The following is an 11938-nucleotide window of genomic DNA, read 5'->3' on the forward strand; positions in this document are numbered from 1 at the left end:
CTTGAACCCGAGGCTTGAAAAGCCGGGGCCGTCAGCGTCCCCGGATCATTCCGCGGCGGGTCTCGCCGTGCTCGACCGTACGATCAACTCGAACGGGAGCGGGATGTTCGACGGCGCGGGTTCCCGCACCGTGGGGTGCAGCTCGTCCATGAGGATCTCGACGGCCTTCTCGCCCTGAACGCGCGGAAACTGGGCGATCGTGCTGAGTCCGAAGAAATCCGCGAGGTCGTGGTCGTCGATACCGATCACCGAGACGTCCCGCGGCATGCTGAGGCCCAGGTCGCGTGCGGCGAGGATCGAGCCGATCGCCATCTCGTCGGACGCGGCGAAGATCGCCGTTGGACGCCCGCGCGGGCTGCCCAGCAGCTGCTTCGCTGCGTGATATCCGCCCTGGATCGTGAAGTCGGCCGACTGGAACAACACGGGGTCCCTCGTGGCACCGGCGTCGCGCAGCGCCGCCTCATAGCCCTCGCGTCGATTGGTCGGAAGGTGGAAGTCGACGTCGTACTCGGCATTTCCGCCGATGTGAGCGATGCGGGTGTGGCCGAGCGCGAGCAGATGCTCCGTGGCGAGCCGGGCGACGGCGACGTCGTCGATCGTGAGCGTGCGCACCCCAGGTATGGGGCCGCCGACGCCGACGAGCGGCTTCTCGAGCGTGTGCAGTCGGGCGACCTCGGCCTCGGTCAACTCGAGTGAGATCGCGATGACCGCATCCACCCTCTGCCGCAGCAGGAAATGCTCGAAGACACTGTGTCGTTCCGCGCCATCGCCAGAGAGGTTGTAGAGCGTGAGGTCGTAGCCGTGCCGGAGCAGAGCCTGCTGAGCGCCTTCGATGACGCTCGAGAAGAACCACCGGTTGAGGAAGGGGACGACGACCCCGATGTTCTTCATCCGGCCGGAGGCGAGGCTCGACGCATTCGACGACACGACGTAGCCGAGCTGCGCGGCAGCGGCCTCGACCTTGAGCCTCGTGCCGGGCGAGACGTGCCCATTGCCGCTCAGGGCGCGCGACACCGTGGCGGTCGAGACCCCGGCGAGCCGGGCCACCTCGTCAATGCCTGCCATCGCAACCTTCCGCCTGTGCTGCTTCCGCCTGAATCCTAACGGGGGGAGCCGGAAGCGACGGGTGCCGCGGACGGATACTGATACTCCGGCGCCGCCCGAGCAGAAGGGGTCAATTTCACCAGAAGGCTCCTGGTGAGTATTCTTGTTGAGCGTCTTCGGTCAGGTGGTCTCCATATGGTCGGGTGCGCATTGGCGAGTTACCCAAGCGGCCAAAGGGATCTGACTGTAAATCAGCCGTCTTAGACTTCGGGGGTTCGAATCCCTCACTCGCCACCATCAGAAGAAGCCCGGAGCTACGCAGGAGTCGCGCAGACCGAGCTTCTCTCGTTTCGGCGGGCTGTTGGGCAGACCCCTCCGAATCCCCTCCGCTCAGGCAGCGGCCTCGGCTTCCTCGGGAGTCTCGTCGTTGTATTCGTAGTCGATGATGTGGCGACGTTCGAACTTGAGCTTGTCGCCGGGCTCGAGCCGCGCCCAGACTGCGGGGACGTTGTCGAGCATGTCCTCAAATCGGTCGCCGTCGACCTTCGTAATGCGGACCCATATCCGCTCGCCCGTGAACCCGTCCTTGCCGTAAGTCCGTCGGCCCTTGACGTCGAACATCAGCTTCACGTGGTCGCCCGCCGTGAGGCTCCCGACCTCATCGGAAGAAGGCATCCAGAACGTGTCAGGGTTCTCAACGTTACGCTGCGCCATCGCCGAGCGTCCATCGATTGAACAGCCGACCGTCGGCAGCGTCGTATAGCCGTTCGGGGAGCGCCTCGCTGATAGCGCGCTCCAGTTGCTCCAGAACCCAGAACGGTCGTTCCCACCGGGGCACCGCATATACCTCCGCCTGAAGTTCTTTGCGACGGGGATCCTCCTTGTGGAAGGCAAGTGAGATGAGACGAGCGAACAGCCCCGGAAAGAAGCCGTAGACAGCAAGAGCGACCATCAACAGCGGCCAGCTGAGGAGCGATTGCAGGATGTCGTTCATGCGCCAGCGAACCCCAGATTCGGCCGGGGTTGGAATCGTGCGTCGGCGGCGGCTCGGTGGGATATAGCGCCCAGCTCTTCCAAGCCCTCCGGCGTCACGGTGTAGTAGCGGCGGGGAGGCCGCTTCTTGCCTCGAACCTCCATGGCATCCTCCCAACCGTCTTCGATCCAGCCGCGATCCAACAGGCGACCAAGAATCGGATACAGCACGCCCGATCGGACACCTGTCTGCCGGCTGAGTTCGTAGCCCCAGTGCTTCTCATCGGGTGCGGACAGCAACGCTAGCGCGACGGAGACAAGCGCATGTGTGATCTGCATAGATTGAATTCTACATAGGTAGAGTGCTTGTATCAAGGGACGGGAAGGGCCGACACGATGGCCGACCCCTCCCTGCACTTGCCTACCCTTCTCGTCAGAGCGGTAGACTTCTCGCGAGCACGATCAGGCATGTGCTGCCTGTGCGCCTCCCACGGAGGCTGCGAGTCGAAAGGATTACCGTCCCTTCGACCCGGTTAGGGGCGAACTCACCGCGTCCGGCGATTACAGAGTTCGCCCCTTACCTACATCGCCATCATCGACCTCCTGGGTCGAGCGAGTCTGCTGCTCCTGCGAAGTAGCGAGGAGCAAACCTGTCGCCGTCGAGGCGTTGAATGAGGTCGCGGTCGGCTGCGCGATTGAGCGCGTTGTTGAATGAGTTGCGACGGTTCTTCCACGTCTCGGGGAAGCCCTTGATGTTTCCGAAGGCCTCGAAGATCTCGTTCTTTGTCGCGGGGCGACCGATGGTTTCCACAACTTCCTTTACCCACTCAGCGGACGGAACACGGAGGGGAGAGGTCTGCTTCTCGGCTTCGTCATTATTGACGGTGTCGGTCTCCGGTGTGAACAGCGGCTCATTCACCGACCCTGCGGCCGAGGACGAGTCACCCAGTAGGCGCTCAAGGTGTACGATTGCACCCTGCAGGTCGCTTAGTCGTGCGTTTGCGTCGGACAGTTCGTTTTCGAGGTCAGCCACGCGAGATTCCACACTAGAACTCTCAGTGCGGAGAGCCTTCAGCGTGGTCCGCAGCGGGTTGATATCCATGTGTGCCACTCTACACATGTCCGGATCAAAACTCCACTTTTCACCGGACGTGTTCCGACGGAAGCGTCTTGCACTCGCCGCGCCCTACATATGCAACCTACACAAGAAACCTACATACGCAACCTACACATACGCGATAAGTGGATATGCGTTGTCGAGTATTGCGTTTGTTCAGACGCGGGACTGGGCGCGCCCGATGGTCGGGAGCGGTCGATCCTGGAGCGCATTCACGGCAAGTGCATCAAGCCGATCCATGTCGTGCATGTCTGCGAACAGGTGCATGTACGTGCCGTAGGTCAAGTTGATGTTGGCGTGCCCCATCCACCGTGCAACGGTGTGGATGTCGTACCCGGCTGCTGCGCATGCGCTCGCGTAGAAGTGCCGAAGGTCGTACCAGCGCACGACCGGGATGCCGAGCTCTTCCAACGCGGGCTTCAGGTGGCTTCGATAGACGCTGCCGTGCCGGAAGGGCACGTCGTAGCTCAGGGGAGTGCGCTTGCCGGGAGCGCCACCCTTCTTCCGCCCGGCTACAGTAGGGCGTCGGGGTCGCTGCGGTAAGGATGGGCGGCGATGTGCTCCTGTAGCTCCGCGAGGAGGCGGGACGTGATCGGAACGTCTCGAACCGCTCGCGCGGACTCTTTGGCGTCATGTACTCCCAGTCACCGCCCGGAACCCGCTGCACATGACGGCGAACCTCGACGTGCCGCCGCGGAAGTTGGTGTCTCGAATCCGCAGTGCCTCCAGTTCGCCGGGGCGCAGGCCGGTGTAGGCCGCGAACCGGATGATCAGCCCGCACGGCGGAACGACGTCGAGCCAGTCAGCCACACGTTCGACCTGTACCGGCGAGAGGAACACCGGCTCCTCGCGAACGACCCTTGGGCGCTCGACTCCCGTGCACGGGTTCACGGTGATGAGCCGGTGTCGCTGGGCGTACTTGAAGACCTTCGACAGCGCGATCATCGTGCGCACGGACGAAGCCGGGTACGGTCTCCCTGTCTTCGGTGCAACCTTGGTACGCAGGTCTGCCGCCCACGCCTCCACGTCCATGGACGTGATGGTCGTAATGCGCCGCGCGCCGAACGCGGGGTAGATGTGGAGCCGGAAGCACTCCTCGTAGCCGTGGCGGGTCTTGGGATTGAGTTGGTGGCTCGCCGCCATCATCGCCTCTGCAACCTCACGGAATGTCTTCGAGTTCTTCACAAGGGTTTCGGCACTGCTCCCGTCGGCGAGCTCGTTCTCGACCTTCAGCGCGAAGCGCTCTGCCTGACGCCCTCTTGGCCCGAGAATCCGGCAGAATCACAGGGCCAGCGGGGTGCGTGCGCTTACAGCTCGGTGCGTCTCAGTTCAGGCGGCAGGGGCTTACCCGACTCTCTGTGAATCAGCCGTCTTAGACTTCGGGGGTTCGAATCCCTCACTCGCCACCCGTGTGATGAGTCGGGTCATCGGTCTCATCTGAGTCGTGGCGTGTGTCTCTTTGAGGAAGCCCCCTGGCCATCGGCCGGGGGTTTCTCTGGGTGTTGCGCCTGTGGGTGCGAGCGGGGTTGATCTCGTTGCTTGCGATGGCTTCAGCGGTGTCGAGGCGGATGACGGTGATGGTGTGTTCGTCGGCGATGGCGAGGATGCGGGCGCCGCGGTGTTCGATTCCGACGCCGAGGTGGTGCATTCGTCCGGCGCGGCGGAAGCTGATCTTGCCGTTGGTGCCGACGTGATCCGTAGCGGAGTTCGGTGGCGACCGCGCTACGAGTGTGCCTGTTTCCGACGAGGCGTACCGCAATAACGGGAATACTCGTCGGAAACGGACACACTCGGCACAGCGGGCACGGGAGCCTCATCGAGAACTCGCAAGGCACTCGAGCGCACCTTTGTAGGCACCGCGCGGGGCCGTCGATCGGTCCGGACGAGGGCTGCGCCAGTGATGGCTCAGTGACTATTCGACAGTTTCGGTTGTCGCTTTTGGCTCTCCTATAAAGCGCCGAATGAAGAATCCCGTGAAGCTCTCGGCGGCGAAGACAAAGCTCACGATCGCAGCGACGACGCGAGGCTCCGTAACCGGTGGCAGAAGCGCGATGACGCCAATCCACACCAGGAGGATGCCGGTACCGACAGGCGGGGCGATGCGCAAGAATCGTCTCATCAGGATGCCTGGCTCCCGCTATATCGGCTTGGACAGCCGATGACCGCTCCAATACATCTAGCGGTCTTGCCAGATGGCCAAAATCGGATGGCCAGAATCAGATGGCCAAAATCAGCCCGAAGATGATGGAGCTGCAGCAGGCCCCGAGCGCAAACACTGCCAAGCCGACGTTCGTGCGACGTATGAAGATGGATGCCACCGCTAAGGCGACCCCCAGCAGTGTGATCAGGCCGCCGATCACCCACGCTTGAATCGGGAACATCGCAAAGAAGCTATTGCTCAGCGCACTCAAACCATCACTGCCGGGCGGGTATCTCAGAGCGATCCTGTTGAGCGCATAGAACACCATTGAGGCTGCGCCAAGCCCAATGGCAATTGCCGCCAAAACTCCAGCGACGGGCTTCTCAGTAGTAGAACTCACCATTGTGCTCATGAGTCTTAGCATGCGACAAGCGCTGATCAGTGGTGGAATGATTGCGTCTGGATCAATCGCTACGTTGCTCCTGCACGGCTACGTTCGCAGACATCCTCATGGTTGGAGGGCTCAGCTCGGCCGGGTTCGCTCTCACCCGGCTTGAGGCGCCTGCCAGCTTGATCCTCCTTGCCGTGACGGTGCTTGCCATGCTCGACTTCGCCGCGCGCTACCTGTGGCTGAAGAGATCAGCTGCCTGATGCAGAACACGTTGCCGCAGCGCCGCCAAGAGTTCGGATGGTCCCAGCAGCGTTTGGCTGAGGAACTCGGGGTATCGCGCCAGACCGTCATCTCCATCGAGAAGGATCGCTACGACCCATCGCTACCCGTCGCATTCAGGCTCGCAGCCGTCTTCCGGTGCCGCATTGAAGACCTGTTCGTACCCGACGAATGAGCGCCCGCCCGTAAGCGGATCCCCTTACGGCGCATACTCTGCGCGCACGCGAGGAAGGATCAGTTCGGCCGAAGTCGCCCAGTCGAGGACACGGTGGGGCCGGTCGTTGATTCGGGCTACCTCGTCGATAACGTTGCCGACCGCTCCGACGGGCTTGTTGTCGATCGCAATCCTGCTGATCTTGCGGTCTTCCGGCGGGAGGCCGAGCGGCGCGCTCGTTGATTCGGGCCATGAGCGGTTCGGAGTAGGTCGATGGGGGCAATGTTTGACGATTTCGCATCTGCCGCGCCGCGAGCGTGTCTGTTTCCGACGAGGCGTACCGGTATGGCGGGCACACTCGTCGGAAACAGACACGCTCGGTGCATCGGACTACGCGTCGCCCGCCCCGTTTGAGCCGCCCGTCCCGTCGGCCCGCCCGAGGCGCGCGGCAGGCAGGCTGGACAGCGAGACGGCGAGCACCGAGCCGAGCACGAGTGCGGTCATCGGGGCGAGCACGGCCCAGGGTGCGCGCTCGACGTAGGGCATCCCCTCAGCGAGGAGCATTCCCCACTCCGGGCTCGGCGGCTGGGATCCCAGCCCGAGGAAGCCGAGCGCAGCGAGGGCCAGCGCGATGGCCGGGAACCTGAGCATGGCATGGCGGAACACGGGAGGCGCGACGGCGGGCACCACGGAGCGCCAGAGGGTGCGGCCCCGGCCGACGCCGAGCACGCCGAGGATCTTGATGTGCGGCTGCGCGCGGGCCTCGACGGCGAGCGCGGCCGTGTGGGCGGCCAGCGGCGCCCAGCTGACCAGTGCGACCGCGGTCACCGCTCCTGCGACGCTCGGTCCCGACGCCGCCGCGACGAGGATGCCGGCGAGAACCGGGGGAGCCGCGTTGGTGACCTCGACCAGGCCGGCGGATGCCCGGGGCAGTAGCCCGATGAGCAGACCGAGCACGAAGCAGATCAGCGCCACCAGCAATGCCGGTCCCAGGGTCTGGAGCGCGCCGTGGCCGACGCGTGCGAGCAGGTCGCGGCCGGAGGCGTCCGCTCCCATGGGAAGCGCGAGGCTGGGCGCAGCGAGGCGTCCGTGGGCGGACGCGAAGGGATCGCGGAGCAGCCCGAGTGCGATGACGACGACGAGCAGCGTGGCGGCGACGACGGGCACGACGGCGTCGCCACGCCGAGCACGACGTGCGGGCACCGGAACGGGCACGATTCCCGCTCTCAGCGCTGGGCCTAGCATTGCCCGGCGCGCGATCGAGGCGAGGATCCCGGCGGTCGCCGCGATCACGAGCAGCGCGAGCACCCCGGCCTGAAGCGTCGGAAGATCCTGAGACTCCGCGGCACCGAGCGTGGTGCGACCGAGCCCGGGGATGGAGAACACCTGCTCGACCGCGATCGCTCCGCCGGTGAGGCCCACCACCACGAGCCCGATCTGCGGCAGAACGGAGGGGAGTGCGCGCCTGAGCACCGCGCCCGCGATGTCGAAGGAGGAGAAGCCGGCGACGTGCCAGGTGACGATCCAGGACTCCGCGAACGCCGCCGCGATCGCATCCGCCGTGAGGCGGCCGATCAGGCCGCCGGCCGGGATCCCCAGCGCGAGCGCCGGGAGGACCGCGGAGTCGAGGCCCTGCCAGCCGTAGGGCGGGAACCATCCCAGCCAGACCGAACCGACGACGAGCAGCGAGGCAGCCAGGAGGAACTCGGGGAGCGCTGTGAGCGTCGCAGCCGTCGCACCCGAGCCGCTGCCCCCGCCCGCGAGCAGGCCGCGTCGGAGAGCGGGCAGGCACAAAAGGGTCGCGATGATCAGGGAGACGCCGAGCGCGAAGGCCATGAGCGTGAGCGAGACGCCGAGTGCGCCGAGCACTCCGGGCAGCACCGGGCGTCCGCTGATCCAGGAGGTGCCCCAATCGCCGGTCAGCACGCCGCCCAGCCAGTCGCCGAACAGTCCGAGCGGGCCGCGGTCGAGACCGAGCTGCGCCCGGATGGAGGCGAGCACCTCGGGCGTCGGCTCGAGCTCGGCATAGCGTGCCCGCAGCACCGTGATCTCTGGACTGCGCCCGGAGAGCCAGGGGAGCAGGCCGATGAGGAACACCACCCCGCACAGCGTCGCCACCCGCGAAGCGGAGGTGACGAGCGCGTCTCGCAGCCGTGGCGTGAGACGACCGTGTGAACGACTGCGCGGCGGCGAGGCGATGACCGCTTCGCCGCCACGCATCAGACGGGTCTGGCTCATCTCTTCCGGTCGAAGTGGGTTTTCGCGGTGACGAGCACGCGTTCGCGGGGATCGCGGGCAGCGCCGACGGTGCCCGCGGCCTCGCCCTGGATGACGCGCTCGTGAAGCATCGGCACCGCGGCGCCGGTCGCGATGATCGTCGCCTCGGCGTCGCTGATGGCCTCTCGCCGTGCCTCTCCGGCCGCGGTCGCCGAGGCCGCCTCGATCGCCGCGTCGACGGCGGGGTCGCAGAGCTGTGAGATGTTGAAGGTGCCGTCGCAGTGGAAGTCGCTGTACAGGTACGCCACCGGATCACCGGAGTCGATCACGGTCGCGCGCGACAGGATGAAGGCGTCGAACGAGCCGGCGAGGGCATCCGCCTCGATGTACTGGTACTCCCGAACATCCTGGGTCACGACGAAGCCGGCCGCCTCGAGCTGCTGCTGAAGCAGCACCGCCACCTCGGGCAGCTCGGCGCGGTCGGTGAAAGTGCCCAAGGTGATCGGCACGCCGTTGACGGATGCGGCTTGGGCGGCGGCATCGAGCGTCTTCCGGTACGCCGGGCGGTCGCGCAGCTCAGCCGCCCACGGCAGTGCAGGTCCGAGGAGGCCTGATGCCTCGTCGGCCCTGCCCTCGTAGACGTTCGCGACGATGGTCGCGCGCTCGACGGCGGCAGCGGCAGCGGCTCGCACGCCCGGGTCGGAGAACGGACCGGTCTCGGTGTTGAGGTACAGGGTGTTGGTGCGCGGCATCGGCACCTCGTAGACGAGGTCTTGGTCGAGCAAGGCGACCTGGCTCACCGGGATCGCCTCGACGATGTCCGCCGTCCCGGTGCGCAGGGCAGCGGCGCGTGCCGTGCCGTCTGGCACGAAGGAGACGTCGATTCCCGAGGCGATCGCCGGGGTTCCCCAGTAGTCTTCGTTGCGGTCGAGCGTCGCCGAGGACGTGCCATCGACAGACGTGAGCACGAAGGGGCCGGTTCCCGCCTTCACCGGGTTCACCACGCCGTCTGCCCCATAGGCGCTCTGGGCGAGGATCGACAATTGCGGGCTCGACAACCTCTGCGGAACGAGCGGGTCGACATCGGCTGTCGTGATGCGCACCGTCTCGCCGTCGACGGCGACTGTCAGCTCGACGCCGTTGAGGATGCGCGGCACCGGTGTGGCGGCTGCGGCCACCGTGAGCGAGTGCGCGACGGCCTCTGCGGTCAGCTCGGTACCGTCATGGAAGCGCACGCCGTCGCGGATCGTGAAGACCCAGCCGTGGTCGCCCTCCTGCTTCCATTCCGTGGCGAGCGCGGGTTGCGCGTCACCGTTGTCGTCGAGCACGACGAGTGTTTCTGCGGTGCTCCATCTCGAGAGTTTGAAGGCGTCATCGCTCAGTGGTGTAAGGCCGGACCGCGGCGGGTTGAGCATGGCGATGCTGACGCGACCGCCGTCATCCGACGAGGTGGCCGTGGCCGCGCTGAAGCAGCCGGTGAGAGCGAGGGTGCTCGAGACGACGAGGCCGGCGAGCACGAGGCTTCGCCGAAGTCTGGGTGGGTGTTCCATTGGTTCCTTTCGATGGGGTGGTTCTGGGCTGGGCGGGGAGACGGTGATGCGTGGGGACACGGTGAAGGGGTGGTACGCCGGTGAAGGTGAAGGTGTGGTGCGCCGGTGTCGATCGTGCTTCCGCGGCCCGTTGCCCGGCCAGCGGATCTGCGGTTCGGAGACTCATGGGTGCTGTCGGCACCGCGAGTGCGGCAGTGTCGGAATCGCGGCGAGCAACGCCCTGGTGCTGTCGTGCCGCGGCGACGATAGGAGGTCCGTCGTCGCGCGGTCCTCCACGATCCGCCCGTGCGACATCACTGCGGTGCGTTCGCACGCCCCGGCGACCACAGTGAGGTCGTGGGAGACCATCAGCAGGGCCATCCCCCCGCCGTGGCAGAGCTCGTGCAGAACGTCCATCACCTGGTTGCGCAAAGGCAGATCCAGACCTGAGACCGGTTCATCGGCGACCAGCAGTCGTGGTCGCGTCGCGATCGCCCGTGCGAGAGCCACACGTTGAGCCTGCCCGCCGGATAGCTGGGCCGGACGGCGATCCAGCACGGCGTTGCCGAGTCCCACCCGGCCGAGCGCCTCGTCGATGACGGCGTCGTGATCTCCCGGTACGCGCAACCGGCGGAGAGGCTCGGCGACGAGAGTGCGCACGCTCATCCGCGGGTCGAGCGACGACGCCGGGTCCTGCGGCACATATTGGACGAGTCGGCGATACCAGCGCAGGGCGCGTACAGGGCCGGGCCGGATCGTCCGGCCATCGAAGCGGATGTCGCCCGCGTCGATCGGATCGATCGCGAGGATGGCGCGGAGCAGCGTCGACTTTCCCGAACCCGAGGAACCCACGAGTCCGACGCGCTCCCCTGCTGCGATCGTGAGGGAGACCCGGTCGAGGCCGCGATGAATCCGCGGGCGTTGCCACAGCGTCGTCGATATGGCGTAGTCGCGCGTGACGGCCGTGGCCGAGAGCAAGGGCATCCGCGGGTTCACGGGCTGACCTCGCGGGCGGGGCCGGGGGACGGGAGCCCAGACGTTGAGGTGGGGTCGACCTGGCTCGCGAGGTGGAGGGCGCTGACGGTGACGGACGCCGCGTCGATGAGGGCGCGGGTGTACGGATGCTGCGGGGCCGCGATGAGCTCATCCATCGGGGCCGACTCGACGGCGCGGCCACCGGCGAGCACGATCGCGCGCTCGCAGAGCTTGGCGGCGACCGCCAGATCGTGGGTGATGAGGAGGAGCGTCATCCGTCGGTCATCGCTGAGTTCGCGCAGCAGGTCGAGCACGCGCGCCTGCGTGACCACGTCGAGAGCGGTCGTCGGCTCGTCGGCCACGACGAGGCCGGGGGTGCCCGCGAGGGCCACGGCGATGCAGATGCGCTGGCGCTGGCCGCCGCTCAGCTCGCCTGGATAGCGAGCGAGCAGTCGGCGCGGCTGCTCGATGCCGACCCGAGCGAGCAGGGACTCGACGGCGGTATCGGCCGCCCGCCCCCGGACTCCTCGGCGCAGGAAAGGCTGCAACAGTTGTCGGCGGACGGTGACGAGCGGGTTGAGGCTCGACAGGGAGTCCTGGAAGATTGCAGCGGCACGTGCCTCAGGCGGCCGGCGGGATATCGGCACCCCGGCGACCTCATGTCCGCGGATGTCGATGCTTCCGGTGACTCGCGTGGTGGCCGCCAGCGTTCCCGTCAGTGCTGCGGCGATCGTGCTCTTGCCGCTTCCCGAAGCTCCGAGGAGGCACAGCCGCTCGCCGTTCTTGAGCTCGAAGTCGAGTCCGCTCACGACCGGCTGGCCGTCGATCGAGACCGAGAGGTTCGTCACCGAGAGCATCGTCGTCTCGTCCATTCGGTTCTCCCTTCTGTGGCGCTCGCAATCGATCGACTGCCGGCGGCGTGTGGCGTGGATCTGCGTCGCTGGCTTGGTATGGGGTGCGGCATCGTGCCCGCATGGGGTCTGATGCGAGGTGGTCCGACATCGCGCGATATCGAGTGTCGCTGGCTCAATCCCCTTCGCCCCAAACAGTACATGATAATCATTATCATTTAGGATCCCCGCCCGCCCCCGCCCCCGGCCCCCCGCCCCCCCGCCCCCCC

General features: G+C 66.3%; 14 protein-coding genes and 1 tRNA gene. 2 read left to right on the top strand and 13 right to left on the bottom strand.

Annotated features, from left to right (window positions below; genetic code table 11):
• Positions 1–45: 45 nt before the first annotated feature.
• Positions 46–1065 (bottom strand): LacI family DNA-binding transcriptional regulator, encoded by a 1020-nt coding sequence (locus tag ACFQB0_RS11295; RefSeq protein WP_386731457.1) that lies wholly within the window; start codon positions 1063–1065, stop codon positions 46–48.
• A 191-nt stretch (positions 1066–1256) separates the two neighbouring features.
• On the opposite strand from ACFQB0_RS11295, the gene ACFQB0_RS11300 reads away from it, so the two are divergent.
• Positions 1257–1341 (top strand) — tRNA-Tyr (locus ACFQB0_RS11300).
• Positions 1342–1434: 93 nt separating this feature from the next.
• On the opposite strand, the gene ACFQB0_RS11305 is transcribed toward ACFQB0_RS11300, so the two are convergent.
• The 8 genes from ACFQB0_RS11305 to ACFQB0_RS11340 all read right to left on the bottom strand — a co-directional run bounded on the left by ACFQB0_RS11305 (position 1435) and on the right by ACFQB0_RS11340 (position 5685).
• A complete protein-coding gene (locus ACFQB0_RS11305; RefSeq protein ID WP_386731460.1) occupies positions 1435–1719 on the bottom strand; it encodes a hypothetical protein in 285 nt (94 codons plus the stop codon).
• Between the two features lie 25 nt (positions 1720–1744).
• Entirely contained in the window at positions 1745–2038 is a 294-nt protein-coding gene (locus tag ACFQB0_RS11310; protein ID WP_386731463.1) for a hypothetical protein, read from the bottom strand.
• Complete coding sequence (locus ACFQB0_RS11315) at positions 2035–2355, bottom strand: PadR family transcriptional regulator (protein WP_386731466.1); 321 nt, start codon at positions 2353–2355, stop codon at positions 2035–2037. The genes ACFQB0_RS11310 and ACFQB0_RS11315 overlap by 4 nt, the downstream gene beginning before the upstream one ends.
• A gap of 253 nt (positions 2356–2608) precedes the next feature.
• Positions 2609–3118 carry a hypothetical protein gene (locus ACFQB0_RS11320; RefSeq protein ID WP_386731469.1) on the bottom strand — a complete coding sequence of 170 codons (510 nt, stop codon included), beginning with the start codon at positions 3116–3118 and terminating at the stop codon, positions 2609–2611.
• A gap of 171 nt (positions 3119–3289) precedes the next feature.
• Positions 3290–3592 (bottom strand): tyrosine-type recombinase/integrase, encoded by a 303-nt coding sequence (locus tag ACFQB0_RS11325; RefSeq protein ID WP_386731472.1) that lies wholly within the window; start codon positions 3590–3592, stop codon positions 3290–3292.
• Between the two features lie 171 nt (positions 3593–3763).
• On the bottom strand, positions 3764–4318 hold the full coding sequence (locus ACFQB0_RS11330) for a tyrosine-type recombinase/integrase (protein ID WP_386731475.1): 555 nt from the start codon (positions 4316–4318) through the stop codon (positions 3764–3766).
• 211 nt (positions 4319–4529) lie between these two features.
• The gene (locus ACFQB0_RS11335) at positions 4530–4781 is read right to left on the bottom strand and encodes a hypothetical protein (RefSeq protein WP_386731477.1); all 252 of its coding nucleotides are present in this window, start codon (positions 4779–4781) and stop codon (positions 4530–4532) included.
• 568 nt (positions 4782–5349) lie between these two features.
• Complete coding sequence (locus ACFQB0_RS11340) at positions 5350–5685, bottom strand: hypothetical protein (protein ID WP_386731480.1); 336 nt, start codon at positions 5683–5685, stop codon at positions 5350–5352.
• 238 nt (positions 5686–5923) lie between these two features.
• Here ACFQB0_RS11340 and ACFQB0_RS11345 point away from each other — a divergent pair, with 238 nt between their 5' ends.
• Positions 5924–6118: a helix-turn-helix transcriptional regulator gene (locus ACFQB0_RS11345; protein ID WP_386731564.1), complete on the top strand. Its 195-nt coding sequence runs from the start codon at positions 5924–5926 to the stop codon at positions 6116–6118.
• A 369-nt stretch (positions 6119–6487) separates the two neighbouring features.
• Here ACFQB0_RS11345 and ACFQB0_RS11350 read toward each other — a convergent pair whose 3' ends face one another.
• From ACFQB0_RS11350 to ACFQB0_RS11365, 4 genes are all read right to left on the bottom strand, one after another.
• A complete protein-coding gene (locus ACFQB0_RS11350) occupies positions 6488–8335 on the bottom strand; it encodes an ABC transporter permease subunit (RefSeq protein WP_386731483.1) in 1848 nt (615 codons plus the stop codon).
• A complete protein-coding gene (locus ACFQB0_RS11355) occupies positions 8332–9864 on the bottom strand; it encodes an ABC transporter substrate-binding protein (protein WP_386731485.1) in 1533 nt (510 codons plus the stop codon). The genes ACFQB0_RS11350 and ACFQB0_RS11355 overlap by 4 nt, the downstream gene beginning before the upstream one ends.
• Positions 9865–10026: 162 nt before the next feature.
• Positions 10027–10827: an ABC transporter ATP-binding protein gene (locus ACFQB0_RS11360; protein WP_386731488.1), complete on the bottom strand. Its 801-nt coding sequence runs from the start codon at positions 10825–10827 to the stop codon at positions 10027–10029.
• Between the two features lie 8 nt (positions 10828–10835).
• Entirely contained in the window at positions 10836–11690 is an 855-nt protein-coding gene (locus tag ACFQB0_RS11365) for an ATP-binding cassette domain-containing protein (protein WP_386731491.1), read from the bottom strand.
• Positions 11691–11938: the final 248 nt, after the last annotated feature.

The sequence above is a fragment of the Luethyella okanaganae genome (assembly GCF_042660285.1).
Lineage (GTDB): Bacteria > Actinomycetota > Actinomycetes > Actinomycetales > Microbacteriaceae > Luethyella > Luethyella okanaganae.

Coding starts and splice junctions, on each gene's coding strand:
- ACFQB0_RS11350 (WP_386731483.1), bottom strand. CDS start 8,335: ATGAGCCAGACCCGTCTGATGCGTGGCGGCGAAGCGGTCATCGCCTCG.
- ACFQB0_RS11315 (WP_386731466.1), bottom strand. CDS start 2,355: ATGCAGATCACACATGCGCTTGTCTCCGTCGCGCTAGCGTTGCTGTCC.
- ACFQB0_RS11320 (WP_386731469.1), bottom strand. CDS start 3,118: ATGGATATCAACCCGCTGCGGACCACGCTGAAGGCTCTCCGCACTGAG.
- ACFQB0_RS11295 (WP_386731457.1), bottom strand. CDS start 1,065: ATGGCAGGCATTGACGAGGTGGCCCGGCTCGCCGGGGTCTCGACCGCC.
- ACFQB0_RS11340 (WP_386731480.1), bottom strand. CDS start 5,685: ATGAGCACAATGGTGAGTTCTACTACTGAGAAGCCCGTCGCTGGAGTT.
- ACFQB0_RS11335 (WP_386731477.1), bottom strand. CDS start 4,781: ATGCACCACCTCGGCGTCGGAATCGAACACCGCGGCGCCCGCATCCTC.
- ACFQB0_RS11360 (WP_386731488.1), bottom strand. CDS start 10,827: ATGCCCTTGCTCTCGGCCACGGCCGTCACGCGCGACTACGCCATATCG.
- ACFQB0_RS11345 (WP_386731564.1), top strand. CDS start 5,924: ATGCAGAACACGTTGCCGCAGCGCCGCCAAGAGTTCGGATGGTCCCAG.
- ACFQB0_RS11355 (WP_386731485.1), bottom strand. CDS start 9,864: ATGGAACACCCACCCAGACTTCGGCGAAGCCTCGTGCTCGCCGGCCTC.
- ACFQB0_RS11310 (WP_386731463.1), bottom strand. CDS start 2,038: ATGAACGACATCCTGCAATCGCTCCTCAGCTGGCCGCTGTTGATGGTC.
- ACFQB0_RS11305 (WP_386731460.1), bottom strand. CDS start 1,719: ATGCCTTCTTCCGATGAGGTCGGGAGCCTCACGGCGGGCGACCACGTG.
- ACFQB0_RS11365 (WP_386731491.1), bottom strand. CDS start 11,690: ATGGACGAGACGACGATGCTCTCGGTGACGAACCTCTCGGTCTCGATC.